Raw genomic sequence first — 25644 nt, 5'->3', positions numbered from 1 at the left:
CCCGCCGGGGGTTACTATATTAACCCCAAACCGCCAAAACCCCCACGCCGCTCCCGGGTCGCACTGGCGAACACAGTCGCCCGAGGGCCGTTCGTCCGTCGACGGACGAACGGCCCTCGGCTCAACTGGCGGACGGTTCAGGCGTTCTCGTCCGCGCCGAGCTGGCGGTAGGCGGCGGCGACGGCGAGCATCCAGGCGATCTCCTCGCGCGGGGTGCGGCCCCCGGTGGTCGCGGCGAGGGCCGCGGGCAGGGCGGGGGCGGGGAGGTCGCGGGCCCGTTGCCGGACGGCCGCGCGCAGCCAGCGGGCCTCGACCCGGGCGAGGTCCCCGTCGCCGTCGGGCGTCGGCGCGCCCCCGGCGGCCGGGCCGGCCGGGGTGTCCTCGCGCAGCACCAGGACCGCGTCGCGGATCGCGAAGGCCCGGTGGGCCAGTTCGACCGAGCGGTCCCGACCGGTCAGCAGGTCGCGCAGCCGGCTGCCCGCGGTGCCCAGCACCACCTGGGGCACGGCGGCCACCACGTCCGTCCAGAGCGGGTGCAGCCGCCACAGCGCGTACTGGTCGCGCAGGTAGCCGACCAGCGTCCGGGCCGGCGGGACGACCACGCCGAGCACGAACAGCACCAGCATGACGGCGGGCAGCAGTTCGCAGAGCAGGTCCTGGATCGGCACCGGGTTGCCCTGGGCGTCGAACTCGGTCGCATCGCCGTGCACCAGGATGAAGTGGTAGCGGTAGAGCGTGTAGACCAGACCGGTCGCGCTGCCGGCCGCCAGGCAGGTGACCCCGGCCCGCAGCGCCCCGCGCGGGACACCGGCCCGGTTGGACCAGAACAGCACCATCGCCCGGGCGCTGGCCAGCGCGAAGACGGTGTTGAAGACGTACAGGTAGACCTTGACCCCGAGGTGGCCGTAGTGGGCGTCGATGCCGAAGGCGCCGTCGGAGTCGTGCGGGAGCGCGTAGACGAACAGCAGGGTCAGCGCGACGCCCGCCGCCACGGTGAGGGCCAGCCGGACCCGGGCCGCGCCCGGCCGCTCGGGGCGCTGCCGCACCGCCTGGACGTACTCCAGCAGGTAGTACGCCGCGGCCACCCCGGCGAGGTGCTTGAGCAACTGGGTGATGTCCCGGATCCCGGTGAGCTCGCCCAGCGCGTGCTCGATGAACGCGGGACGGCAACTGAGCCCGAGCGCCATCGCGGTGAAACCGGCCCAGAGCGCCCGGTTCGCCCGGGTGGTGAAGGCCGTGGGGGCCCGCCAGAGGACGACGCCCCAGATCAGGGTGGGCATCAACCAGGTGAACAGCGGGCGCATCAGGACTTCCTCCACCGGGGCCGGCGTATCGGGTGCAGCAGGCTCTCGGCCAGGTGGCCGGAGACCGGGCTCGGGTCGGCGGTGGCGCCCGCCAGGTCGGCGAGCAGCAGGGCGATCATCTCGGCCTCCTGCTCTTCGGCGGTCCGGTAGTCGGTCCGGCCCGCACCGATCAGCTGGGCGATCAGGTCGGGCGTCAGATCGGGCAACAGGGCGCTCAGCCGCGAGAGTTCGAGGGTGCCGGTGTGGCCGCACAGGACGTGTCCGAGCTCGTGCAGCTTGATCAGGTCCTGGTGGGCGGGGCTGGTGCGCTCCTCGTAGTAGACGACGTCGATGCTGGGCAGCGCGATCCACAGGCCGCAGGGCAGGTCGGGACCGAGCGCGGGCAGCGGCTCCATGACGATGCGGCGGCCCCGCTCGCGCTCCAGCGCGGCGCGGAAGCCCTCGACGGTGAACGGGGTGGGCAGACTCAGGCCGGAGAGCCGCTGTTCGCAGCGTCGGCGCAGGCCGCGGGGGAAGGCCAAGGCGGGGGTGTTCCTTCGGGACGGGGGCGGGCGGGAGCAAAATCGGGGGGTGCTGCGGCGCTCCCGCTCATCGTCCGGCGGCCGGGCCCGGCCGTTGCCCGGCGGGGCCCGTCCCGGCGCCGTCCTGACCGGCGGCGTCCTGACTCGCGGCGTCCTGTTCGAGCTTGCGGAGGTTGTCGGCGAGCGAGAGCAGCACCCGCAGGCTGCCGTCCGACAGTGCGGAGGCCCGCTTGACCAGGTTGACCACCCCGTCGTTGCCGAGCGCCTGCCGCAGCTCGGCGACCCGCTCCAACTGGTCCAGCTGCTCGTCGACCACGGCGGCCTTGGCGTCGTCCAGGAAGTAGCTCGCGCCGGCGCCGATCCCGAAGCCGCGGCCCAGCCAGTCGAGCGTGTCCACGGTCGGGTTGCAGGCCTTGCCCTGCTGGTTCAGGCCGAGGTGGAGGTTGCGGACGGTGTCCCGGGAGATCACGTCCCGGCCCGCCAGGCGGTTGATCCGGTCCGCGAGTTCGCGGTACGCCGGGGGGCGTCCGCCCGACCGGGCCGCCTCACGGGCCATCAGCCGGTCCAGCCGCCGGGCGATGGCCGAGGCCCGCTCCCCCTGCTCCCGCTGCTGTTCCGGTCCGCCCGCACCGCCGCCCGCCACTGCCTTCACCATCGGTTTCCCCCCTTTTGCCGCCCCGTCACGATACCGTCGGTGTCCGACCGGACGGTAGCCGAGGCCGGACGGGGGCGGGGGGACGGGGCCGGAGGCGGGGGCGCGGCGGGTACGGGGCTCAGCCGCCGGTGTGGTGGACGAAGCGGTAGGTGTCCCGGTCGAGTTCGGTGACCTGCACGCCGATCGCGGTGGGCACCACGATGTGCGAGCGCAGCACCTCGACCACCCGGGCGGTCAGTTCGGCGCGCAGCTCGGTGCTCCGCCCGGCCAGGATCTTCAGCTCCACCAGCACCAGGGCCTCCCCGGCCGTACCGTCGCCGACGGTGTGCTCCGGGGCCGGCCGGAACAGGGTCTTGCACTCCGCCACGCTGGTGTCGATCACCTCGGTGACCGCCTTGTGCAGGTCGGCGGCCAGCACGGCGTGGTCGAAGGCGAGTTCGGTCGAGTGGTCGACCAGGATCTGCGGCACGGGGGCTCCTCCCGGGAGTGCGGACGGCGACGCCGACCCTACCGCGCCCGGGAACCGCGGCGGGCCCCGACCGTGCAGGTCAGGGCCCTGGGCGGCGGGGCGGACGGGGTCAGCAGCCGAGGTCGATCAGCCGGAAGGTCGCGTAGTGGTCGCCGGTGTAGTAGTCCTCGTGGGAGCGCTGGCCGGTGACGATCCGGCGGGTGCCGCGGGTCGGCGCGCCGGGGGTGACCACGGTGTACTCGTGGTAGTAGCCGTACCGCTGGGAGGGCAGCACGCCCTCCTTGTTGGTGAACACCACGCCGTCCTGGCTGTACGGGAACGGCCCGCCCCGGGCGATCAGGTTGAGGGTGGTCCGGGCCTGGGAGGGCAGGGCGGACACGCACACCTTGCCGCTCACCGCGGCGTGCGCCCCGGTGGCGACGGCGACGGGTGCGAGGGTGGCCAGGGAGAGTACGGCGACGGCGGCGGCACGGGACTTCCACGCGCGTAGAGTTCTGGTCATGCCAACCAGGATGACGATCTCCGGAGCTCCCCGGTAGGCCCGTACGGAGTCTTCATCTCCGGTCAACTCGCCGTACCCGCCGATGACTTGAACCGGCCGGTCGGCAACCGCCGACGGCTGTGGCGACCGGCCGGGCCGACGTGGAGAATCACCCCATGCGCATCCTGATCGCCACCACCGGCTCCCGCGGGGACGTCGCGCCGTTCACCGGCCTGGGCCGGCGCCTGCTGGACGCCGGACACCGGGTCGCCGTGCTCGCCCACCCGACCTTCGCCACGCTGATCGAGGAGTGCGGCCTGGAGTACCGGCCGCTGCCGGGCGATCCCAAGGAGCTCATCCGCGCCAGGGCCCGCGCGACCTCCCCGGAGGAGACCCGCGCGCTGATGACCGCGTTCGTGGACGGCCTCGCCGACGGCGTGGCGGACGCCGTGGCGGGCGGGGCCGACCTGCTGCTCACCGCCTTCGCGCCCGCCCCGCTCTGCCGGACGGCCGGGGAGGCGTTCGGCGTGCCCGTCCTCGGCACGTACCTCACGCCCGCCTTCGCCACCACGGAGTTCCCGCTGCCCGGTCCCGCCTGGAACGGGGACCTGGGGCCGCAGGGCAACCTCGCGGCCGGCCGGGAGCGGCTGCGGAGCGCGGACCGGCTGTTCTCGGGGGCCGTGGTCCGGATGCGCGAGCGCCTCGGCCTGCCCGGCGCGGCCGCGCCGGAGCCGCTCGGACACACCCGGCCGGTCGTCCACGGCTACAGCCCCCTGCTGCTCCCGCGCCCGGCGGACTGGCCGGACCCGGTCGAGGTCGCGGGCTTCTGGTGGCCCGCCCGGCCGCTGGGCTGGCGGCCCCCGGCCGACCTGGTCGACTTCCTCCAGGCCGGTCCGGCCCCGGTGTTCATCGGGTTCGGCAGCATGGCGCTGGACGAGGGCGAGCGGCTCGGTGAGCTGGTGACGGCGGCCGTGCGGCGAGCCGGGGTGCGCGCGGTGGTGCAGGCCGGCTGGGCCGAGGTGGCGGCGGCGGGCGACGGCATCCTCGCCGTCGGCGACCTGCCGCACGACTGGCTGTTCCCCCGCACCGCCGCCGTCGTCCACCACGCCGGGGCCGGCACCACCGGCGCCGCGCTGCGTGCCGGGGTCCCCGCCGTCCCGGTGCCCGTCATGGTCGACCAGCCGTTCTGGGCGGACCGGCTGCACCGGCTGGGCGTCGCCCCGGAGCCGGTGCCGTTCGCGGAGCTCACCGCCGAACGCCTCGCCGCCGCGATCACGGCCGCGCTGGCCGACCCGGTCCGGCGCCGGGCCGCCGCCGTCGCCGGGCTGCTGGCCGCCGAGGACGGCGCCGGCGCGGTCCTCTCCCACCTCACCCGGCACGCCGGGGCCGCCAGCCGCTAGGCGGGGGCGGGGGCCGGGGGCGGGCCCGATCAGAGCCCCCGGGCGGTGTCAGCCCCGGGCGAGCACCAGGGACTGCACCGCCGGGAGCCGGCGCCAGTCGCTGGAGACGATGCCGGCGTGGGCCCGGGCCAGTTGGACGGTCCGGGCGGTCGCCTCGTCGACGCTCGGGTCGGTCGCGCTGATCTGCGGGGCCACCTTCTGGGCGTCCGTCATCACCAGCAGGTAGTGGGAGCGGTCGTACCAGGCGGTGTCGATGCCGTTGACGTAGGTGGCCGCGTCGCCGTCGAAGACCACGAACCAGGGGCGGATCCCGGCGTCCGCGCCGGTGTACCGGCCCCGCGGGTCGCCGCCCGCCGCGCCGTGCACGGCCGGGAACAGCTCGGCCCGGCCGATCCGGCCGGCCGCCGCCAGGTCGCGCAGGTGCCGGCCGTACTCGACGTCGGTGTGCAGGGTGTCGAAGGGGTTGTGCTCCTCGACCGTCCCGGGGATCGCGTAGAGCAGCACCCGCCCGGCGAGCGCCGACCGGGTCGGCCAGTTGCCCGCCCGCACCGCCTCGTCGAGGGTCGCGTACGAGCCGCCGTCGGGCTTGGCCAGCAGGTCGGCCGGGCGCAGCACGGCGTCGCCGAGGTGCGCGGCGATCAGCGCGTCCAACTGGTCGGGGCCCATCCCGAGGTTGGCCGCGAAGCCGCCCTTGACCTCCAGTTTCACCACCAGCGGGCCGGCGCCGGGGTGGGCGCCGAGCCAGACCCGGACGTCGTCGAGGCAGTGCTCCAGGTTCTTGTTCGCGCCGCCCGCGTAGAGCTGGGCCGGGGCGTCGGCGGCGGTGCAGTTGTTGGCGTTGCCGAGCGGGTTGGAGTGGCTGACCTTCCACTCGTGGGTGACGGTGTCGCTCCAGAGGTCCAGCTCGATCATGCCGGTGCCGGTGTCCAGGCCCTCGGCGAGGTACCGGTAGGCGGCCGGCTCGTAGGTGTTGTGCAGGCCGACGGTGGTGGCCGAGCCGAACGGCAGGGCGCCCGTGCCGTTGCCGGCGGCCGCCGGGGCCGTCGTCGGCACCAGGGCCGCCGCGGTGGCGAGCAGGCCGGCCAGGGTGCGGCGTACGGTCATCGGAATCGTCCCCCCGGGGTCGGTCGTGGCGGCCGCCGGTGCGGGCCGCCGGAGGCAGCATCGCCGGACGGGGCGTGCACCTCGTGAAGAGGTCATGACGATAGCGTGACGACTCGGCCGGCTCCGACCCGGCCCCGCCCCAGCTCCGCCCCGGCCCCGGTTCGCCACGCCCCGGCACTGACGGAGCGTCAGGATTGTCGGTGCCGGGCACTAGCGTGGCCCGCGCACGGACGACCGCGGGCGGCGCGGACGGCGTCGCCGGCACAGAGCAGCAGTGGAGGCAGCAGCATGTCCCTGGTCCGGGTCCACAATTTCTCGATCTCCCTCGACGGGTACGGCACCGGCGAGGGCCAGAGCCTGGAGAGCCCCTTCGGGCACGCCGGGCACCGGCTGCACGGCTGGTTCTTCGCCACCCGCACCTTCCAGCGGATGCACGGCGACGGGGAGGGTGACACCGGGGTCGACGACGCGATGGCCCGCACCTGGGGCGACGGCATCGGCGCGGAGATCATGGGCCGCAACAAGTTCGGCCCGCAGCGCGGCCCGTGGGAGAACGAGGACTGGCGGGGCTGGTGGGGGGAGAACCCGCCGTTCCACACCCCGGTCTTCGTCCTCACCCACCACCCGCGCCCCAGCCTGGAGATGGAGGGCGGCACGGTGTTCCACTTCATCGACGCCTCCCCCGAGGAGGCGCTGCGGCAGGCCCGGGAGGCCGCCGGCGGCCGGGACGTCCGGCTCGGCGGCGGCCCGCGGACCGTCCGGGCCTTCCTGGAGGCCGACCTGGTCGACTACCTGCACGTGGTCGTGGTGCCGATCGTGCTCGGCCGGGGCGAGTCGCTCTGGGAGGGGCTCGAAGGCCTGGAGCAGCGCTTCGACACCGAGGTGGTGACCAGCCCGAGCGGCGTCGTCCACCTCACCTTCACCCGGCCCGGAACGGCCCGGCCCGGGAGCAGCGCCTGACGGGACCGGCCCGGGCGGGGGGCCCGCCGCCCGCCCGCGCTACTTCAGCAGGAAGTCGTACACCGCCCGCCGTCCGGCCGGGTTCTCCGCCCGGTTCTGCACCGAGTGCGCGGCCCCGGGCACGATCACGATCTGCGGGTGGTGCGCCGTCCCGGCCACCTGCTGGAGCACTTCGTACGGCGTCGAGAGGTCGCGGTCCCCGCCGAGCAGCAGCACCGGCACGTCGGGCAGCCTGCGGTGCGCCGGGGGCGTCGGCGGCACCGGCTCGCGCGGCCAGTCCAGGCAGACCAGGAGGGAGCCGAGCCCGGTCGCGGTGGCCGGGTCGAACGGCCAGGTCTGCTCGGGGGTCAGCCGCTGCCGGGCGCGCTCCAGCGCGGCCGCGCGGCCCGCGACGGGGGTGTCGGTGGTGCCCCAGGGGAAGTGCGAGTCGGCGCACAGGGCGGCCGAGTGCAGCCCCTGGCTGAGCTCCTCGGCCGGGGCGGCGTCGACCTCCCGGTGGACGAGGTCGAAGAAGTCCTGGAGCGCGGCGGGCTGCCCGTCGGCGGCCTGGTGCAGGATCGCCGGGACGGCGCGGTAGTCCGGGTCGATGAACTCGTAGCCGGTCAGCGCGCTCAGGATCTGCGCCCCGTTCCCGTACCGCCGCACGGTGGCGGCGAGGTCGGCGGCCGGGTCGGTGGTGCAGCCGGTGGCCCGGCAGGCGGCCCGCAGCACCCGGGCGGTGGCGGGCAGCGCGGCCAGGTCCATCGGGTCGAACCCCTCGCGCGGCGCCACCGAGTCGAGCACCAGCCGGGCCACGTGCGCCGGGTGGGCGAGCGCGTACCGCTGGACGACGAAGCTGCCGTAGGAGACGCCGTCCAGGGTGAGGCGCCGGTCGCCGAGGGCGCGGCGCAGCAGGTCGATGTCGGCGACGGTGTCCGCCGTGCTGTAGTGGCGGGAGTCGGGGCCCAGGGCGGCGGCGCAGTCGGTGACCGACTGCCGGCGGGGCACGACGAGGTCGGAGGAGCCCATGTCCTCCTGGAGGCCCGGGCAGCGGAGCGCACCCCGGCCGGTGCCGCGCTGGTCGACCATCACCAGGCGGTAGTCCTTGAGGACGGGGGCCAGGATGTCCGCCGTCCGCTTGATCGACGGGACGCCGGGCTGACCGGGGCCGCCGGTGAGGTAGAGCAGGTCACCCTTGGGCGCGTCGGCGTTGCCGGTCGTCGCCACGTCGAGCCGGAGGGTGCCGGGGGTGGCACCGCTGTGGTCGAACGGGACGGTGAGGGTCCCGCAGCGGAACTCGGGTGCGTCCGGGCAGGGTGCCTGCCCGGTGATCCCGCCGCCGGTGCGGGCCGGGCCGGCGGCCGTGGCGGCGGAGCCGGTGGCGGGGGTGGCCAGGGTGGTGCCGGCGACCACCGCGACGGCGCCCAGCAGGGCGGCGACGCGACCGCGCGTGCTCGTCATGTGCGTCCTTCCGGTCGGGCCGCGTCCGGTCCGACGCGGTCACGGAAGCAGCCTGCGCCACCGGATGGTTCGAAGGCGAGCGTTCGGACCGGATACCGGACGGGTCGTCAGGCCGGAGCCCGGACAGGAAGCCCGACGGGCGGCCTCCCCCACGTCCGGGGAGGCCGCCCGTCGGTCCGGGGCCGGGTCAGACCCGGTCGGCCGCGATCAGCACGTACTGGAACGAACCGTCCTTGTAGGACTCGATGAACGCCTCCTCGATGCCGGTGACCAGCGAGGTGGTGTTGCGCAGCTCCCAGTACGGCAGGGTGTCCGGGGTGAGGTCGATCACGGCCTGGGGCACCAGGCGGTTGTCGGCCATCGCCCGCAGGTACTCGCGGCGGGAGTGGATGTTGCACTCGAAGTGGGCGTTGATCTGCGAGACCCACTTCGACGGCTGGCCGTACTTGGGGTTCCAGCAGCCGGTGATGGTCACGTACCGGCCGCCGACCGCCAGCACCCGGGAGTGCTCGGCGAACAGGTCGTGCAGGTCGACGTACATGCTGGACTCGTTGTTCCAGGAGCCGGCCACCGAGCCGTTCTGCAGCGGCATGTCGAGCATGTTGGCGACCCGGGACCGGACGAAGTCCCCGATGCCCAGCTCACCGGCGCGCTTGTTGCCGAAGTCGGCCTGCTGGGTGGAGAGGGTCAGGCCCTCGACCCGGCAGCCGAAGCGCTGGTGCGCCATGACCATCGACCCACCGCGGCCGCAGCCGGCGTCGAGCAGGGTGGACTCGGCCTTGATGTCGCCGAGGTGGTCGAGCAGGACGTCGGCCTGGGCGGACTCCAGGCGGTGCAGCTCGGCGATGACCTTCTTCTCGCGCTCGCTGTCGGCCGGGTCGCCGATCGCCTCCTGGTCGATCTCGCCGATGCCGTAGTGGTGGTGGTACAGGCCGTCGACGTCGCCCAGGCGCAGGTTCACCGGGCGGGCCTCGTTGTTCCAGTACCGGGCGATGTCGCCCTGGTAGGGAGTTGCCGGGCCGGGGATCGCGCTGCCGGAGGTGGTGAGGTCGTCGGTCAGGGACATGCGGGTCAACTCCAGGGTACGTAGCGTTGGTTATCGGAAAATGTGCGATTGCCGGACCTGGCGGCCACCGGAGGCGGTTACCAGAAGTCGGGCAGGCTGTAACGGTGGATGTTGGTCTGGTGCCAGTAGTGGTTGCCGTCGAGCCACACGGCCACGCCGCGCAGGAACCGCACCAGGCTCGGCACCGGGCAGGCGACGGCCAGCGCGGCCGACTCGGCCTCGAAGGCGTGCATCAGCTCGTTGTGCACCTCGACGGCCTTCAGGTAGCCCTCCTGGCGCGAGACGCCCTCGCGCTCGGAGATCACCACCGGCAGGTTCAGGTGGAGCCCGGGGCTGGCGAGCTCCTTGGTGTACGAGTAGAGGTCGTTGACGATCGTGGTGGCGTTGCCGGCCAGGGCGATCACCCGCTGCATGGCGGGCAGCGCGTGCAGCTCGACCGGCAGCTCGTAGCCGCCCACCGTGTCGGTGATGGTGGGGCAGGGGCGGAAGTTGTTGAACTGGCGCATCGCCAGGTACTCCCACACCTCGGGGACGTGCTCGGCCTGGGCCCAGGCGGCCTCGGCCAGGTACCCCAGGTGCAGCCGCGCCATGTCGTGCCGGAACCGGTCCGCCTGGGCGGGCGTGGAGGCGCGGACGAAGTAGTCCATCGCCGAGCGGTACGAGCGCCGGGGCGCGTCCTCGGCGAGCGAGGCGTCCCAGGCCGGCTGGTACTCCGCGGTGGTGTGCAGCGGGTCCAGCGCGGTGTGGGCGAGCAGCAGGCGGCTGCCCAGGCCGATCGGCGAACCGCCGAGGTCCTCGCAGTAGCAGTCGTCCACCGCGTTCTCGGCGACCATCAGCCGGGCCGCGAGCATCAGGTGGTCGATGCTCGGCGCGTCGGGGTGGCAGGCCACCATGTAGCGCCCGGTGGAGAACCCGTCGAAGTCCTTCTCCCACTCCGGCGGGTAGAGCTCGATCTCGTCGATCGCCCAGGTCTTGATCCGCTGGCTGAGCGCCTCCACCCGCACCGGGTCGGGCTCGGCGATCGGGTGGTGGTAGAGGCCGGGGATGGGGTCGCCGGTCTTCGGCTTCCCGCTGCGCGGCGCCGCGGCGGCGGCCGGCAGCAACGAGGACAGCGAGGGGACGGAGGGCAGCCGGAGCTCGGGCAGCACGGCGTCGAGCGGTCCGACCGCAGTCGCCACCGCCTCCACCGTCAGGACCTCGACCAGTGCGGTCTCGACCGGCAGGGCCTCCGCGGCCGGGGCGTCGACCGCCGGGGCCGCCGGGACCTCGACCGCCGGGACCGCGGGGGCCACCGACCCGGGGGCCGGGAGTGCCGGAGCACCGGCCGTGTCCGGGACGACGACCTCGGGCGCGGTCACGGTCGGTGCGGCGGCCTCGGGCGCCGGGACCTGCGGCCTCAACTGCAGCCCGGAGGTGCCCAGTCCGGTGGGACCGCGGAGGATCCGGTCGATCGCCGGGGAGCTCATGAGCCCACCGCCGGGGCGGTGGCGGGCCCGGGTGGCGGGCCCGTTCGGGTACGCAGGGGCATGGAGCCTCCTCTGAAGGGGATCGCAGGATTGACGGGTCGTCAGCTCGCCCGCCGCGATGGGGAACTCCACGCCGCGGGCCCCGTCTCGCTCGCTTCACAACCGTAGGCGGGAAGGCACGTTCCGAAACGCAACAGTCGATCTTCTACACCCGATTAGGTGAACGTTCATGCGTACTGCGTTTGAAACGCACCCTTGTCGTGCATCAGCCCGACCCGCCTCCCCGGGCCCGGGCCCGGACCGGACGGCCCACCCCGCCCCGGTCCCGCGTCAACCTGCCGCCCGCCGTCCGTGTCCCGTCCCGCCCGGCGCCGCCGCCCCGGCCGCGACGGGCCCGTTCGCCCACGGACGGGCCGGGCCGGCGCCCGCCCGGCCGACGGCCCTCCCCCACCGCCGGACGGCCCGGGGGCCGACCGGGCGCGTAAGGGGGAGAAGAATGGCTGCGGCGCCGTGAGAGGAACGGGGCCGGGAAGGAAGAGCAGCGCATGGAGAGCCAGGCCCGCAACCGCACCGCCCTCGTCGAGGACCTCATGGAACGGTTCCCCGATGTGCCGCGGGAGGCGGTGATCAAGGAGGACCTGCTGCGCGGCGGCATGGCCTTCGACGAGTCCGCGCTCAGCGGCAGCACCGGCGCCGACGGGGGCGGCGAGGTCAAGCCGAAGTCCTACTTCATCTTCTCCTTCGACCACCGCACCCTGCCCGAGCTGGGCGCGGCCGCGCTGAACCGGCCGCCGGAGGAGATCGTGCTCACCGGCGGGCCGTACGGGCTGCGCCGCACGGTGGTGTCGGTGCGGGTCAACCCGGACTCGCCGTACCGGGTCCGGGCCGGGGACGACGGCACCCTGGGCCTCTACCTGGACGGCGCCCGGATCGCCGACGTCGGCCTGCCGCCGATGCCGGACTACTACCGGCACACCCTGGCCAACGGGAAGTCGGTGATGGAGGTCGCCCCGACCATCCAGTGGGGCTACCTGATCTACCTCACGGTGTTCCGGGTCTGCCAGTACTTCGGCGCCAAGGAGGAGTGCCAGTACTGCGACATCAACCACAACTGGCGCCAGCACAAGGCCGCCGGCCGCCCGTACACCGGCGTCAAGCCGGTCGAGGAGGTGCTGGAGGCGCTGGAGATCATCGACCGGCACGACACCGCCCGGGCCTCCCGGGCCTACACCCTCACCGGCGGCGCGATCACCTCGCAGGTCGGCGGCCGCGACGAGGCGGACTTCTACGGGCAGTACGCCAAGGCCATCGAGGAGCGCTTCCCCGACCGCTGGATCGGCAAGGTGGTCGCCCAGGCGCTCCCCCGTGACGACGTCCAGCGCTTCCACGACTACGGCGTGAAGATCTACCACCCCAACTTCGAGGTGTGGGACAGGCGGCTGTTCGAGCTCTACTGCCCCGGCAAGGAGCGCTACGTCGGCCGGGACGAGTGGCACCGCCGGATCCTGGACTCCACCGAGGTCTTCGGCCCGGAGAACGTGATCCCCAACTTCGTCGCGGGCGTGGAGATGGCCGAGCCCTTCGGCTTCACCACCGTCGACGAGGCGATCGCCTCCACCCGGGAGGGGCTGCGCTACTTCATGTCGCACGGCGTGGTGCCGCGGTTCACCACCTGGTGCCCGGAGCCCACCACCCCGCTCGGCAAGGCCAACCCCCAGGGCGCGCCGCTGGAGTACCACATCCGGCTGCTCCGGACCTACCGGGCCACCCTGGAGGAGTTCGGCCTCTCCTCCCCGCCCGGCTACGGACCGGCAGGGCCGGGCAAGGCGGTGTTCTCGGTCAGCTCCTTCATGGACTCGCTGCCGGGCTGACCGGTCGGCCGTGCCGCCGGCCACCGACCGCGGCCCGGGTCGGGGTCGGTGGCCGGTGGCCGCGGTCCGGGTCGGGTCGGGGGCAGCGGCCGGTGGCCGCGGTCCGGTCAGCTCCCGGGCAGCGGCCGGACGGTGAGGATCTGCTCGGCCCGGCCCACCGGCCCGTGGACGTCGTGCAGCACGGTGCTGGTGACGCCGTGGCCGGACGGGCCGAAGCTGACCCGGGTGTCCAGACCGGTCCAGCGGCCGCCGGGGCGGCGGTGGAAGTGGATCGTCAGATCGGTGTTCGGGAACATCCAGGCGGTCGGCTGCTCCCGGACGGCGATGCCGTTGGCGGTGTCGACCAGCGCGGTGAAGGCGGCGTGCGGCCCGCTGGGCTCCCCCGCGACCAGCTCCAGCGGGGTGGACAGCCAGGCGGCGGCGCGGCCGGGCGCGGTGGAACGGCGGCGGACCTCGACCGAGGCGATGTAGCCGCCGGGCCACTGCTCACCCATCGGCCACGGCTCGAACTCCTCGGGCGCGGGCAGCGGTTCGTCGTGGGTGCCGGCGACGGCGGAGGTGTCCTGCTCGGCCAGGTACCAGGCCCGGGCCCGGACCACCGCGCGGCCGGCGATCGAGGCCACCGCCTCCACCAGCTCGATGGTGCGGCCGGGGCGCAGGGTCTCCACCGTGATCTCCAGCTCGTCCAGCGCGATCAGGCCGAGTATGTCGTAGCTGATCCGGGCCAGCGCCAGGCCGTCGGCGGGGCGGTCGGCCCGGTGGCGGTCGATCGCGTGGACGATCAGGCCGCCCACCGGGCTGAAGTGCTGCTCGTCGGGGTGCCAGGCGCCCTGGGCGTGGACGGTTGGCTTGTAGCGCTGCTCGCCGGTGCGCTGGTAGTAGCTGTCGGGGGCGCCGGTGGGGCCGGCGTCGGTGGGGCTGGTCAAGGTGCGCTTCTCCTCGGGCCGGTTCGCGGGTGGTGCCGAACGGCCGCCGGCCTCGGCGTGACCGGCGTCCGCGCTCACGATCGTAGGAGCCCGAACCGCCCCCGGAGCTGTGATGCGCCCCACAGGGGGCGCTCGGCTCCCGCCGTCCGCCGAACGGGCCGCGGGCCCCGCACCCGGCGACGGGTACGGGGCCCGCCTGCCCGGGCGCGGGGCCCGCTTCCCCGGGTGCGGGGCCCGCGACGGGTCAGCGGGCGACCAGCGGGTAGTGGTCGGAGAGGTCGGTGTAGGTGTAGCTCTTGCCCCAACTGCTCACCGTCCAGGGCGCGCTGTGCACCCGGACCACCTCGTTGGTGTACTGCTGCGGGCGGGCGTGGTCGGCCCGGTAGAGCACGTAGTCGAGGTCCTCCTTGGGCTCGCCCGGGTAGCGGTAGGCGGCGATGGAGTTGTCGGCGGTGTCGAAGGAGTACGGCCAGCCGGTGCGGGCCGAGGCGGGCGCGAGGTTGCCGTTGCTCAGCAGGGCCTGGTACTCGGTGCCGTGGGAGTCGATGTTGAGGTCCCCGACGACCACGACCGGTTCGGCGGCCGGGATCCGCTTGGCGTCCAGGAAGGCCCGCATCGCGCCGAGCTGCCTGGCCCGGATGTCGGCCGCCTGGCCGCTCGCGCAGCCGGAGTCGGTGGACTGGAGGTGGGTGCCGACCACGTGGGTCCGGCGGCCGCCGACGTCCAGGACGGCGTAGACGAAGCCCTTGTTGGACCACCAGTCGGAGCCGCACGCGTCCTTGTAGACGTACTGCTCCTTGTGCAGGATCGGCCACCTGCTGAGCAGCGCGACCCCGCCGTCCTCGGGCGTGGTGGAGCTGTAGCTGCCGGAGGTGGCGTCCCAGCCGCTCGTGGAGCGGCCGACCACGGGGGTGTGGTGCGGGTAGGCGGCCGAGGCCTTGGCGATCAGGGCGTCGGAGGCGGCGTTGTCGAAGGCCTCCTCCAGCACGACCACGTCGTGGCCCTGGAAGAAGTCGGCCGCGGCGATGGCCTGGGCCCGGTGCTGCTGGCCCCAGTTGGGGTAGAGCGAGGTGCTCATCAGGAAGGTGTTGTAGGTCAGGACGTCCAGCGGCGGCGCGGTGGCCGGGGCGCTCTCGGCGCCGGCCGGAGCGGCACCGAGGGCGGCGAGCACGGTGGCGGCGGCACCGGCGGCGAGGGCGCGTCGGAGGGACGGCAGGGGCATCTGGGCTCCGTGGGGGAGGTGGCGGGCCCGGCGGGTCGCGGGATGTTGTGCATCCAACTTCGGTGCGTGCACGGCCCGCAAGACTTCCGGCAAGCATTCGGTGAATTCGTTCGGAACAGGACTACCCGCCGGTAGCGCGAGCCGCCGGGCCGCGCTGACCCGTGGTCAGCGGGCCGACGGCGCGGACCCCGCGTCGAACGCCGGGTCGCACAGGAACCGAACATCCTCCCGGCCGCCGCAAAAGGACCGATAAGATGACCGCCGGTGTGCCGGGAAGTCTGGTCGGCTCGGGGGACGACTGCGGCGATCGGGCCTCGGCGACCCCGATGGTTGCGATGGGTCGTTTCTGCAGATGCACGCCGTGGGGATCGTTCTCGTCCTGGTCGTCCTGGCCACCAGCGTGGCCACCTTCGCCCGTCGATGGCGGGTGCCCGCGCCCTCCCTGCTGGTGCTGGCCGGGCTCGGCGTCGCCCTCGTCCCCGGGGTGCCCGCCCTGCACGTGCCCCCGCAGATCATCGGCGCCGTCGTCCTGCCACCGCTGCTCTACTCCTCCGCCGAGGAACTGTCGCTGCGCGACCTGCGGGCGGTCTGGCGGCCGGTCACCATCCTCTCCTTCGGCCTGGTCTTCGCCTCCGCCGCGGCCGTCGGCTTCGCGGCCGTCACCATCGCCGGACTGCCGCCCGCGATGGCCTTCGTGCTCGGCGCCGTGCTCTCCAGCACCGACCCGGTCGCGGTCACCGCGCTCGGCCGTCGGCTCGCCCTGCCCGGGCGGGTCCAGGTGCTCGTCCAGGCGGAGAGCCTGTTCAACGACGCCACCTCGCTGGTGCTGTTCAAGGTCGCCGTCGGCGTCGCGGTGGCCGCCGGCGGAACGGTCGACCTGCCCGCCGCGGGCGGCGAGCTGGTGCTGCTCGGCGGCGGCGGCAGCGTGGTCGGCGCGGCCGTCGCCGGACTGGTCTGGCTGCTCCGCCGCCGCACCACCGACCCGGTGCTGGAGACCGTGATAGCCCTGGTCACCCCGTACGCGGCCTACGTGCTGGCGGAGTCCGCGCACACCTCCGGCGTCACCTCCGTGGTGGTCGCCGGGGTGCTGCTCGGCCGCTCCGGGCACCGGCTGACCGACGCCCGGATCCGGCTGCAACTGCACGCCGTGTACGCGGTGGTGGTGTTCCTGCTGGAGAGCGTGGTGTTCTCGATCGTCGGCCTGGAGCTGCCCACCCTGGTCCGGGAGCTGCCGGCCGGCACCGGCTGGTGGCCGCTCCAGTCGATGGCGATAGCCGCGCTGCTGATCGCCGTCCGGGTGCTCTGGACCCTGCCGCTGACCCGCGCGGTCAAACCCAGCCGCGGACGGCTGTCCTGGCGGGTCGCCGGGGTGGTCACCTGGGCCGGCACCCGGGGCGTGATGCCGCTCGCCGCCGCGCTGTCCATCCCGCTGCTCACCGAGGGCGGCGCGGGGCTGGACGGACGGTCGCTGGTCCTGGTGCTCACCGTCTCCAACGTGGTGCTCACCCTGGTCGTCCAGGGCCTCACCCTGGCCGCCGTGGTCAACCGCTCCGGACTCGCCCTGGAACCCGAGCACACCGCCCGCGAGGAGGAGGACGCCCGCGACGAGCTGAACCGCGCCGCCCTGGACCACGTCGAGGGCCTCGCCGAGCTGGAGACCGTACCGGAGACCGCCGTCGACCGGGTGCGCCGCGCGCTGACCGCCCGGCTCGACCGGACCCCCGAGGCCCCGGACGGCACCACCGCCGACCACGCCTACCGCCAGCTGCGGCGCGAGCTGATCGACGTGCAGAACACCCGGCTGCGCGGCCTCTACGAGGAGCACCGGATCAGCGACACCACGCTGCGGCTGCTCCAGCGCGACCTCGACCTGGAGCAGGCGGCGCTGGGGCGGCCCTGATCCGGCGGCGGTACCGGGGCGGCGCAGCGCGGGAGCCCGGCGGCGGGTCAGAACATCAGCGCGACCAGCCCGGCCGCGCCCAGGGCGCAGGCCAGTGACAGCAGCGCCAGCCCGACCGCCCCCGGCGGCGGCGGGAACCGGCGGACCGGGTCGACCGCCAACCCCCGCCCGGGGCGGGACGGGTGGTACAGCACCGTCGCCTCGTCCCCTTCCCGGTACCGCCCGCCCCCGGGGCGCTCGTCGGAGCGCACCAGCTCGGCGATCCGTCCGTCCGGCAGGCCGTACTCGATGGTCACCCGCCGACGGTCATGGCCCTCGGAGGTGGTGTACCACCGCACCCTCCGCACCCGGCCGACCACGCAGATCCCCTCCCGGCGCAGCGCCCGGGCCGTCCGACCGGCCGAAGCGCACGCGGCGGAGAGACCGGCCAGGGTCGTCGCCCCGACCAGGAGGAACACGTCCACCAGCCACACGCGGGTCAATGTACCTACCACGCAAGGGAATTGAACAGACGGCCGGGAGCGCCGCAGGTCGGGCGGCACCCCGGCCGCCGACCGGTCCGGGGCGGCCGTCACACTGTCGCGAGCACGAACGGAACCGGCGAACGGGGGCAGGATGGCCAAGCGTCCGAACAGGAAGCAGAAGAGACCGCTCGCGGCGGGGGCGGGCCGTCCGGCCGAGCAGGCCCGCCGGCGCCCCCGCAAGGACGTCCCGCTCGCCCCGCGCACGGTGCGCCGCACCGCGCTGCTGGTGGGGCTGCTCGCCCCGGTGCTGATCCTGGCCCTGCTCGGGGTCGCCACCAACCCGGACCACCAGGCGCCCGCCACGATCCTGGCCGTCCTGGTGCTGATGGCGGCCGTCGTGGGGCTGATGCTGATCCGCAGCACCGGGTGGGTGGTCTGGCCCGCCGTGCTGCTGGGCGTGCTGCTGCTGGTGATCCCCACGGCCGCCCTCCGCGCCCAACTGCTCGACCACCGCGGGGTGGACACCCGGGTCGTGGTCACCTCGGCGCACAGCGGCAAGGACCGGATGGGCAAGGTCAGTTGGACCTGCGGCATCCGGCGCGCGGACGGCGGCCCGCTGCCGCACGGCACCGTCGGGGGCACCGGCTGCTCCGGCGGGTCGGTCGGCCGCACCCTCACGGTGCTGGCCGACCCGGACGGCTGGGCGCCGCCGGCCACCCTGGACGAGGACCTCTCCTTCCGCGCTGCCGGGGTGTACGTCGCGGGCGCCGTCGCCGTCCTCTGGGCCGCCCTCACCTTCGGTGCGGCGCGCCGCACCCTGGGCCGCCGGTAGGCCCGGCCGGGCCGGAGCCGCCGCCGGGCCCGGCCCGGTCAGAGCGGCGGCAGCCGGCGGGCCAGCAGGTCGGCGCGGGTCCCGTCCAGGGTGCTGAACAGGACGGTCGTGCCGAGGGCGTCCACCGAGGGGGTCGCGGAGGCGCCGGGCAGCTGGGCGCCGTCCGCGCCCGTGCTGACCCGTTCGACCCGGCCGCTCCGCAGGTCCCGGCGGAACACGTCCAGGACGCCGTTGGTGTCCCCGGGCACCAGGTCGGCGGCGTCCGAGGCGAAGTAGACCCAGCGGTCGTCCGCCGTCATCACGGCGGGCTGGGCGCCGTCGGCGGCCACCTCGGTGACGGTGCCGGCGCGCAGGTCGCGGGCGTAGAGCCGGACGTGGACGGTGCCCTGCTCCTGCTCGAACAGCCGGAACAGTGCATAGCGCCCGTCGGGGCTCAGCTGCCCGGCCCTGGCCGCGTCCCGCAGCGTGCCGCCGGCGTCGACGCTGGCGCCCTGGATCCGGCCGGTGCGCGCGTCGTAGGCGTACAGCGGGAAGAGCTGGCGGGCGGGCGCTCCCCGGCCCGGGCCGGGCACCGCCGGGCGCTGGTCCGGCGCCGCCGGGCGCGGGCCGGGCAGCAGGTTGCCGGCCTTGGAGCGGAAGGCGACGGTCCGGCCGTCCGCGCTGAGCGAGGGCTCGACCGAGCCGCCGTCGGCGGGGGCGCCGTCGCGGCCGGTGCTGACCAGTCGGGTGGTGCCGGTGCGGCGGTCGGTGAGGTAGACGTTCGAGGTGCCGGGGGCCGCGCCGGGCGCCAGGTCGCCGCGGTCCGAGGAGTAGGCGAGGTAGCGGCCGTCGGCGCTGATCGCCGGGCCGAGCGAGTTCCCGCCGCCGTTGCCGGCCGTGACGGCCTCGGTGCGGCCGGTCCAGCGGTCGCGGACGTAGACGTCGAAGCGGCCGCCGGGCGCCCCCGGGACGACGGCGGGGGCGTCGCTGCTGAAGGCGACGTAGCGGCCGTCGGCGCTGATCGCCGCCTGGTCGGTCGAGCCGTTCAGCTGGCTGCCGTCGTCGGCGACGCTCACCCGCTCGGTGCGACCGGTCCGCAGGTCGCGGACGAAGACGTCGTAGAGCCGGTTGGTGTCGCCGGGCACCAGGTTGGCGGCCAGCGAGGTGAAGAGGGCGTAGCGGCCGTCGGCGCTCAGCCCGAGCGGCTCGGACCAGTCGTCGGCCGGGGCGCCGTCGGGGGCGACGTTCACCCTGACGGTGTCACCGCCGGGCGACGCGGCCCGGGCTCCGGCCGGGACCGCACCGCCCGCCAGCAGCACGGTCGCCAGCACCGCGCCGGCCCGCACCGTCCATCGCCCCCGGATCCTGCGTTCCACCTGAACCGTCCCCTCCCCTTCGGCCGGGCCGGCCGCCTCCCGCCCCCGTCGGCCGCCCCGCGGTGAGCCAACCGCCCGGCCGGGCCGCCGGTCAACGGTGCGCGTCGCGAACGGGCACGATTTCGCCAACTCCCGCACACGCCACGGGCACGGGCCCCGGCCGCGGAGGGAAAACCTGTTGGCCGGGCGGGGCGGATGGTGCAAGGGTCCCGATATGACCGTTGACGAAGCCTTTGCCATGCCCGTCCAGCTGGCCGACGGCCTGCTGCTGCGGGAGGCCCATGCCGAGGACGGCGAGCAGATCCGCGCGCTGCTCGCCGAGCGCGGCGACGACCACGACGCGCTCGACCACGGCCTGGTCAGCGCCGATCCGGACGCCGGGTGGTCCGGCTGCGCGGTGGTGGTGGACGGCTGGCGGGTGGTGTCGACCGCGACGCTGCTGGACGAGGAACTCCGGATCGGCGGGATCCGGTTGCCGGCCGGCCAGGTCGAACTGGTCGCCACCGACGCGGCGTACGAGGGGCGCGGCCTGGTCCGGGCGCTGTTGCAGTGGGCGCACGCGCGCTCCGCCGCCCGTGGCCACCTGGTCCAGGTGATGATCGGGATCCCCTACTTCTACCGGCAGTTCGGCTACGAGTACGCCGTGGACATCCCGACCCCGCTGGCCGTGCGGACCGTCCCGGGCGCCGCGGGCGCGCCGGCCCTGCGCACGGCGCGTGCCGCGGACCTGCCCGCGCTGGCGGCGCTCCAGGAGCAGGCGCAGCGCGGTTTCGACGTCGCGCTGCCGCACTCCCCCGCCTGCTGGCGCTGGCTGCTGGCCCACGACGCCTCCACCCTGCGGGTGGTCGAGCGGGCCGGCCGGGTGGTCGCCTCGGCGCGCACCACGCCGGTGGACGACGGGGAGTTCCTCCTCGCCGAGGCGGCCGCCACGGACGACGCCGCCGCGCTCGACCTGCTGCGCGGCGTGGCCGGGTCGGCGCCGGGGGCACGGCTGCACGTGGTGCACCGGCCCGGCACGGTGCCGGCCGCGGCCTGGCACGACCTGCTGGAGCACACCCCGCGCGAGGAGGCCGAGCAGTACTACCTGCGCGTCCCGGATCCGGCCGCCCTGCTGGACCGGCTGCGCCCGCTGCTCCGGCAGCGGCTGGCGGCCGCCGGTCTCGACCGCACCGGGCGGGACCTGCTGGTCTCCACCTACCGCGCCCACTACCGGATCCCGGTCGGCCCGCAGGGCCTGGGCGAGGTGGCCACCGGCGGCACGCTCCAGTACCCGCGTGCGCTGGAGGGTACGGCGGGCGGCGCCGTGGTGGCGCCCGACCAGTTGCCCGGGCTGCTGTTCGGGCCGCGCGGGATCGAGGGCCTGGCCCGGATCCGGCCGGACGTCTACACCGTCGGCGGTGAGGAGGAGCTGTACCGGGCGCTGTTCCCGCCGCTGACGGCCGATCTGCTGACCTTCTACCTGCCGTGAGGAGGGTGAAGGCCCCCGCCCCGGTCCTCGGCGGGCCCGGGGCCCGCGGGAGCGGTGCCGGACCGGGGTGAGGGCGACGGAGGACCGGGGCGGGGGCGGGCGCCTCCTCGTCGTCAGCGCCGTAGGTCGTCCAGCAGGGCGAGGGCGTCCTCGACCGAGCCCGCCGGGTCGGGGACGGGGTAGAGCACGCCGCGCACCGTCCGCCCGGCGTCGAGGATCAGGGTGAGCCGCTTGAGGCGCTCGACGCCCGCGGCCCGGAAGGTGGGCAGCCGCAGCCCCGCGGCGAGGTCCAGGCCGGCGTCGGAGAGCAGCGGGAACGGGAGCCGGGCGTGCGCGGCGAACGCCGCCTGCTGGTCCGGGCGTTGGGTGCTGACGCCGTGGACGGCGGCGTCGCGGGCGGCGAACTCGTCCATCCGGTCGCGGTAGGTGCAGGACTCCAGGGTGCAGCCGGGTGCGCCCGGGATGTCGCCCCAGCCGGGCGGGTGGTCGCCCGCGCCCGGGGCGTGGGCGCCCGGGTAGCAGTACAGCACCGTCCAGGCGTGGTCGGCGGCGACCGGGTCGACCCGTCCGCCGGCGGGGGTGTCGAGTTCCAGGGCGGGCAGCCGGTGGCCGACGAGCGCGTGCACCCGGCGGGTCTCGGCGGAGTCGGGGGTGCTGGTGCCGGTGAGCGTGCCGTCGCCCAGGACGTACCGCCCGCCCCAGTCCTGGAGGGCGACCAGCACCGGCAGCAGGCCGCGACCGCGGTCCGTCAGGTGGTACTCGTAGCGCGGCGGGTGCGGGTGGTAGAGCCGTTTCTCCAGGACGCCGTCGGCGACCAGCGCCTTGAGGCGCTCGGTGAGCACCTTGCGGCTGATGCCGAGCCCGTGCTGCAGGGCGTCGAACTGGTGGGTGCCGCCGGCGACGTCCCTGATCAGGAGCAGGGTCCAGGTGTCCCCGACCACGGTCAGGGCCTGGGAGATCGCGCAGTCGGGGTCCGCCGCTTCCGTGTGCCGCATGATCGCCCATTATAGTGAGTTCCCAAAAGGAACTCACTCGGTCCTGGAGCGGACCGGCGAAGGGGTGGACATGGCGACGAAGACGGTGGACGCGGCGAGAACCGCGGACCCGGCCGGACCGGGGCACGGCGGCGGCGGGGCAGGGCCAGGGGCCGGGGCGTTCTGGCGCTACTGGACCGCCTCGACGGTCAGCCGGCTCGGCGACCAGGTGACGACGGTGGCCCTGCCCCTGATCGCGGTGGTCGCCCTGCACGCCTCGGCCTTCGAAGTCGGCCTGATCACCGGCGCGGCCTACGTCGCCTGGCTGGTCATCGGGCTGCCGGCCGGCGTGCTGGTCCAGCGGCTGCCGCTGCGCGGCACCCAGGTGGCGATGGACCTGGTCCGCGCGGCCGCCGTCGCCTCGGTGCCGCTGGCCGCCGCCCTCGGGGTGCTGGGACTGCCCCAGCTCGTCCTGGTCGCCCTGGTGGTCGGCTTCGCGAGCGTGCTCTTCGACGTGGGCAACTCCACCTTCCTGCCCGCCGTCGTCCCCAGGGAGCAGCTGACCAGCCGCAACAGCCTGGTCTCCGGCAGCAGCGCGGCCACCGACCTGGCCGGGCCCTCACTGGGCGGCGTGCTGGTCCAACTCGTCGGCGGCGCGGCCTCGATGCTGCTGGACGCGGTCAGCTACCTGGCCTCGGCGGCCCTGCTCGGCAGCCTGGCGCACAGCGCCCCGCCCACCGCACCGCGCACCGGCGGCGCCGGGATGCGCGAACAGATCCGCGAGGGCTGGCGGTTCGTCACCGGGCACCCGGTGATCCGGCCCTGCGTCGCCGACGCCACCGCCGTGAACTTCGTCTGCGGCGGCCTGATGACCCTCACCCCGGTCTTCCTGGTCCGCACCCTCGACGCCCCGGCCGCCGCCGTCGGCGCCCTGATGGCCACCGGCGGCCTCGGCAGCCTGCTCGGCGCGGCCGTCACGCCCCGGCTGGTCGCCCGGCTCGGCGACGCCCGCGCGCTGCGCGGCGCGGCCGTGGTCGCCACCGCCTTCGCCCTGCTGCTCCCGGCCGCCGGGGCCGGCTGGGGGACGCTGGTCTTCGCCCTCGGCAACGCCGGGTTCTCCGCCGGGGTCGTGGTCACCAGCATCGTCACCCGCACCCACCGGCAGACCCGGACCCCGGCGGACCTGCTGTCCCGGGTGATGGCCACGGTCCGCTTCGTCTCCTGGGGCGCGATCCCGGTCGGCGCCCTCGCCGCCGGCGGCGCGGCCGCGCTCTGGGGGCCGCGTACGGCCCTGCTGCTGGTCGCGGCCGTCAGCGCGGCGAGCCCGCTGATCCTGCTGGCGAGCCCGATCCGCCGGATGCGCGAGCTGACCTGAGCCGGCGTCCACCGGTACGGAACCACCGTCACCGATCGGCCGGTACGGACCCGCCGGGGGTTCACAGCTCCTCGGGCGCCGGCGCCAGCCCCAGGTGGTCCCGCCAGGCCCGGCGGCCCGCCGGGGTGACCGCCAGGGCCCGGCCGGTGCCGATCCGGGAGAGCCAACCGGCCGCGAGGGCGTGGGCGCACAGGCCCGCCCCCGCCGCACCGCCCAGGTGGGGGCGGCGCTCCGTCCAGTCCAGGCAGGCGCGCACCTCCGGACGGCGCGGCCCACCGGGCAGGACGATGCCGAGTCCGGACAGCCAGGCCCGCCCCTCCGCGGTCAGCTCCGGCTCCGGGCCGAGGTCCAGCAGACCGCGCCCGACCATCGCCCCGGTGACCGCCAGGCCGAGGGCACCGGCCAGGTGGTCGTAACACAGCCGTGCCCGGGCAAGGGCGTGCCGGCGTCCGGAGGCCGCCAGGGTGCGCGGCGGGGCGGTCCGGTGCGGGGCCAGTTCGGCGAGGCTCTCGAGCAGCGCCACCACCCGGAGGTCGGTCAGCCGCAGGTAGCGGTGTCTGCCGTGCCGTTCCTCGGCCAGCAGGCCGCCGCCGACCAGCAGGTTCAGGTGGGAGGTCGCGGTCGACGGGGCGACCCCGGCGTGCCGGGCGAGCTCGCTCGCGGTCCAGGCCCGGCCGTCCAGCAGCGCCAGGCAGAAGGCGGCCCGGGTGCCGTCGGCCAGCAGTCCGGCCACGGCGGCCAGGTCCACGCCGACGTCCCGGTCGGCGGAGCGGTCGGCTGGCCTGGCGGAGCGGTCGGCGGGTCCGGCGGTGGCCGGGTCGGCGGGTCGGACGTCCATGCCCGCCATTGTCGCCCGGCACGCTTCGACGCCCGTCGAAGCGTCCCCGCCGTAGCGTTCCCGGGTCCACCGGGCCGCCCGGGCCCGCGAAGCGGAGGAACCGTGTCCACCACCCGCCCGACCACCCCCGTCCCGCCGCGACCCGAGCTGGTCGTCACCGACTCCCCCACCCCCGGCCAGCTCGCGCCGGTCTCCACCGGGCTGGACGGCTTCAACGTCGACCGGACCGGGATCGACGACCGCAGGCCGCTCGCCGTCCTGGTCCGCGAGCCGGGGACGGACCGGGTGCTCGGCGGGCTGACCGGGCGCACCTCGCTCGGGCTGTTCTTCGTCGACCTCTTCTTCCTCCCGCCCGAGCTGCGCGGTCGGGGGCTGGGCCGGGAGGTCCTGCGCCGGGCCGAGCAGGAGGCCCGGGAGCGCGGCTGCCGCTCGGCCGTGCTCTACACGATCAGCTTCCAGGCGCCCGGCTTCTACCTCCGGCAGGGGTGGACGACGCTCGGCGAGGTCCCGTGCGACCCGCCGGGCACCAGCCGGGTGTTCCTCACCAAGCAGTTCGGGAGCCCGCCCGGCCGGTGACGGCTCGGCCGGCCCGGCGGACGGCGGGCGACGGCAGCGCTGGAGAACGGCAGCGCTGGAAGACGTCGGTGCTGGAAGACGTCGGCCCCGGCTCCCGCACGGGGAGCCGGGGCCGACGGCTGCGGTCAGCGCTGGCCCGGGTAGGGCACGTTGGGGACCTGGGGCGGGTACGGCTGCGCCTGCGGCGGCACCTGGGCGCCGGGCTGCGCCGGGTACGGCTGGGCCGGCGGGTACGCCTGCGGGGCGCCGAAGCCCGGCTGCTGCTGCGGGTACGGCTGGGCCTGCGGCGCGGGGTACGGCTGCTGCGGCGGGTACGGCTGGCCCTGCGGAGCACCGAAGCCCTGCTGCGGGTACGACTGGCCCTGCGGCACCGGGTAGGGCTGACCCTGCGGCGCCGGGTACGGCTGGCCCTGCGGGGCGCCGAAGCCCTGCTGCTGCGGGATCATCGGCTGGCCCGGCACCGGGTGGCCCTGGAGCTGCGGGGTGTCGAAGGGCTGCGAGCCCGGGTCGATCGACCCGGGCGGGAAGGCGGCGCTGAGCTGGTCCATCTCGGCCCGCCAGATGCGGTGGATGTTCATCCGCACCGGGTTCGTGCTGCCCGGCATCTGGAGGTACAGCGAGCTCCAGACGCTGGCCCGCTTCACCCGGCTGACCGGGAGGGCGTGCCGCGGGAAGGCCGCGACGACCTCACCGGGGCGGTTGTTCCAGCGGTTGGCCGAGTTGACCACCACATGGCTGTTGGTGAGCGTCAGGAAGTAGTACCGGCGGGTCAGCACGATGATCAGGCCGACGAGCGGGATCTCACCGAGCGCGGCGGCGAGCCACGGGCTCGGCCCGCTCTCCGCGTGCACGCAGGCGATGAAGGTCTCACCGGGAGGTGCCACCTGCGAGAGCTTCTCGATGACCTGGGCCTTCTGCTTGGCCCGGAGGAATGCCATGTCTTCTGTACCTCTTACCCCGTCTTGTCCGCCGACTCG

General features: G+C 75.1%; 24 protein-coding genes. 8 read left to right on the top strand and 16 right to left on the bottom strand.

From position 1 onward, the window contains the following. Positions 1-137: 137 nt before the first annotated feature. The 5 genes from AB0O91_RS31585 to AB0O91_RS31565 all read right to left on the bottom strand — a co-directional run bounded on the left by AB0O91_RS31585 (position 138) and on the right by AB0O91_RS31565 (position 3451). On the bottom strand, positions 138-1304 hold the full coding sequence (locus AB0O91_RS31585; RefSeq protein WP_363440407.1) for an MAB_1171c family putative transporter: 1167 nt from the start codon (positions 1302-1304) through the stop codon (positions 138-140). Next, on the bottom strand, positions 1304-1825 hold the full coding sequence (locus AB0O91_RS31580; protein WP_363440404.1) for a hypothetical protein: 522 nt from the start codon (positions 1823-1825) through the stop codon (positions 1304-1306). Before AB0O91_RS31580 ends, AB0O91_RS31585 begins: the two co-directional genes overlap by 1 nt. A gap of 67 nt (positions 1826-1892) precedes the next feature. After that, positions 1893-2480: a hypothetical protein gene (locus tag AB0O91_RS31575; RefSeq protein WP_363440403.1), complete on the bottom strand. Its 588-nt coding sequence runs from the start codon at positions 2478-2480 to the stop codon at positions 1893-1895. Between the two features lie 118 nt (positions 2481-2598). After that, positions 2599-2949 (bottom strand): isomerase, encoded by a 351-nt coding sequence (locus tag AB0O91_RS31570; protein WP_363440400.1) that lies wholly within the window; start codon positions 2947-2949, stop codon positions 2599-2601. A 109-nt stretch (positions 2950-3058) separates the two neighbouring features. Next, positions 3059-3451, bottom strand: coding sequence for a ribonuclease domain-containing protein (locus tag AB0O91_RS31565; RefSeq protein ID WP_363440397.1), 393 nt, complete (start codon positions 3449-3451; stop codon positions 3059-3061). A 155-nt stretch (positions 3452-3606) separates the two neighbouring features. Between AB0O91_RS31565 and AB0O91_RS31560 the strand changes: the two genes are divergently transcribed. Next, positions 3607-4830 (top strand): glycosyltransferase, encoded by a 1224-nt coding sequence (locus AB0O91_RS31560; protein WP_363440394.1) that lies wholly within the window; start codon positions 3607-3609, stop codon positions 4828-4830. 48 nt (positions 4831-4878) lie between these two features. On the opposite strand, the gene AB0O91_RS31555 is transcribed toward AB0O91_RS31560, so the two are convergent. Next, the gene (locus AB0O91_RS31555) at positions 4879-5934 is read right to left on the bottom strand and encodes a phosphatidylinositol-specific phospholipase C domain-containing protein (RefSeq protein WP_363440391.1); all 1056 of its coding nucleotides are present in this window, start codon (positions 5932-5934) and stop codon (positions 4879-4881) included. A gap of 288 nt (positions 5935-6222) precedes the next feature. On the opposite strand from AB0O91_RS31555, the gene AB0O91_RS31550 reads away from it, so the two are divergent. Continuing rightward, positions 6223-6894 (top strand): dihydrofolate reductase family protein, encoded by a 672-nt coding sequence (locus tag AB0O91_RS31550; protein ID WP_363440388.1) that lies wholly within the window; start codon positions 6223-6225, stop codon positions 6892-6894. 39 nt (positions 6895-6933) lie between these two features. Here the strand turns inward: AB0O91_RS31550 and AB0O91_RS31545 are convergent, their stop codons facing one another. The 3 genes from AB0O91_RS31545 to AB0O91_RS31535 all read right to left on the bottom strand — a co-directional run bounded on the left by AB0O91_RS31545 (position 6934) and on the right by AB0O91_RS31535 (position 10866). After that, complete coding sequence (locus AB0O91_RS31545) at positions 6934-8334, bottom strand: alpha/beta fold hydrolase (protein WP_363440385.1); 1401 nt, start codon at positions 8332-8334, stop codon at positions 6934-6936. Between the two features lie 187 nt (positions 8335-8521). Next, positions 8522-9400, bottom strand: coding sequence for a geranyl diphosphate 2-C-methyltransferase (locus tag AB0O91_RS31540; RefSeq protein WP_363440382.1), 879 nt, complete (start codon positions 9398-9400; stop codon positions 8522-8524). 77 nt (positions 9401-9477) lie between these two features. After that, positions 9478-10866: a family 2 encapsulin nanocompartment cargo protein terpene cyclase gene (locus AB0O91_RS31535; RefSeq protein WP_363440380.1), complete on the bottom strand. Its 1389-nt coding sequence runs from the start codon at positions 10864-10866 to the stop codon at positions 9478-9480. Positions 10867-11411: 545 nt separating this feature from the next. On the opposite strand from AB0O91_RS31535, the gene AB0O91_RS31530 reads away from it, so the two are divergent. Then, the gene (locus tag AB0O91_RS31530) at positions 11412-12737 is read left to right on the top strand and encodes a radical SAM protein (RefSeq protein ID WP_363440377.1); all 1326 of its coding nucleotides are present in this window, start codon (positions 11412-11414) and stop codon (positions 12735-12737) included. Between the two features lie 107 nt (positions 12738-12844). Here the strand turns inward: AB0O91_RS31530 and AB0O91_RS31525 are convergent, their stop codons facing one another. Beyond that, positions 12845-13663 (bottom strand): thioesterase family protein, encoded by an 819-nt coding sequence (locus tag AB0O91_RS31525; RefSeq protein ID WP_363440374.1) that lies wholly within the window; start codon positions 13661-13663, stop codon positions 12845-12847. A gap of 244 nt (positions 13664-13907) precedes the next feature. After that, a complete protein-coding gene (gene sph, locus AB0O91_RS31520; RefSeq protein WP_363440371.1) occupies positions 13908-14885 on the bottom strand; it encodes a sphingomyelin phosphodiesterase in 978 nt (325 codons plus the stop codon). Positions 14886-15237: 352 nt separating this feature from the next. Between sph and AB0O91_RS31515 the strand changes: the two genes are divergently transcribed. Next, entirely contained in the window at positions 15238-16785 is a 1548-nt protein-coding gene (locus tag AB0O91_RS31515; RefSeq protein ID WP_363440368.1) for a Na+/H+ antiporter, read from the top strand. Positions 16786-16832: 47 nt separating this feature from the next. Here the strand turns inward: AB0O91_RS31515 and AB0O91_RS31510 are convergent, their stop codons facing one another. Further along, the gene (locus AB0O91_RS31510; protein ID WP_363440366.1) at positions 16833-17258 is read right to left on the bottom strand and encodes a DUF3592 domain-containing protein; all 426 of its coding nucleotides are present in this window, start codon (positions 17256-17258) and stop codon (positions 16833-16835) included. Between the two features lie 142 nt (positions 17259-17400). Between AB0O91_RS31510 and AB0O91_RS31505 the strand changes: the two genes are divergently transcribed. Continuing rightward, a complete protein-coding gene (locus AB0O91_RS31505) occupies positions 17401-18081 on the top strand; it encodes a hypothetical protein (protein WP_363440364.1) in 681 nt (226 codons plus the stop codon). 38 nt (positions 18082-18119) lie between these two features. Here the strand turns inward: AB0O91_RS31505 and AB0O91_RS31500 are convergent, their stop codons facing one another. After that, entirely contained in the window at positions 18120-19436 is a 1317-nt protein-coding gene (locus AB0O91_RS31500) for a hypothetical protein (protein ID WP_363440362.1), read from the bottom strand. Positions 19437-19650: 214 nt separating this feature from the next. Between AB0O91_RS31500 and AB0O91_RS31495 the strand changes: the two genes are divergently transcribed. After that, complete coding sequence (locus tag AB0O91_RS31495) at positions 19651-20904, top strand: GNAT family N-acetyltransferase (RefSeq protein ID WP_363440359.1); 1254 nt, start codon at positions 19651-19653, stop codon at positions 20902-20904. A 113-nt stretch (positions 20905-21017) separates the two neighbouring features. Here the strand turns inward: AB0O91_RS31495 and AB0O91_RS31490 are convergent, their stop codons facing one another. Beyond that, positions 21018-21899 carry a winged helix-turn-helix transcriptional regulator gene (locus AB0O91_RS31490; protein WP_363440356.1) on the bottom strand — a complete coding sequence of 294 codons (882 nt, stop codon included), beginning with the start codon at positions 21897-21899 and terminating at the stop codon, positions 21018-21020. Between the two features lie 70 nt (positions 21900-21969). Here AB0O91_RS31490 and AB0O91_RS31485 point away from each other — a divergent pair, with 70 nt between their 5' ends. Beyond that, a complete protein-coding gene (locus AB0O91_RS31485; protein WP_363440354.1) occupies positions 21970-23253 on the top strand; it encodes an MFS transporter in 1284 nt (427 codons plus the stop codon). 61 nt (positions 23254-23314) lie between these two features. Here AB0O91_RS31485 and AB0O91_RS31480 read toward each other — a convergent pair whose 3' ends face one another. After that, positions 23315-24091, bottom strand: a complete 777-nt coding sequence (locus tag AB0O91_RS31480; protein ID WP_363440351.1) for a winged helix-turn-helix domain-containing protein — start codon at positions 24089-24091, stop codon at positions 23315-23317. 102 nt (positions 24092-24193) lie between these two features. Here AB0O91_RS31480 and AB0O91_RS31475 point away from each other — a divergent pair, with 102 nt between their 5' ends. Then, positions 24194-24667 carry a GNAT family N-acetyltransferase gene (locus AB0O91_RS31475; protein WP_363440348.1) on the top strand — a complete coding sequence of 158 codons (474 nt, stop codon included), beginning with the start codon at positions 24194-24196 and terminating at the stop codon, positions 24665-24667. 125 nt (positions 24668-24792) lie between these two features. Here the strand turns inward: AB0O91_RS31475 and AB0O91_RS31470 are convergent, their stop codons facing one another. Beyond that, entirely contained in the window at positions 24793-25605 is an 813-nt protein-coding gene (locus AB0O91_RS31470; RefSeq protein WP_363440345.1) for a hypothetical protein, read from the bottom strand. Between the last annotated feature and the right edge of the window lie 39 nt (positions 25606-25644).

This window comes from Kitasatospora sp. NPDC089797 (assembly GCF_040684795.1).
GTDB lineage: Bacteria > Actinomycetota > Actinomycetes > Streptomycetales > Streptomycetaceae > Kitasatospora.
Note: the sequence above shows the minus strand (reverse complement) of the source record. Positions and strands in the feature narration are given on the sequence as shown.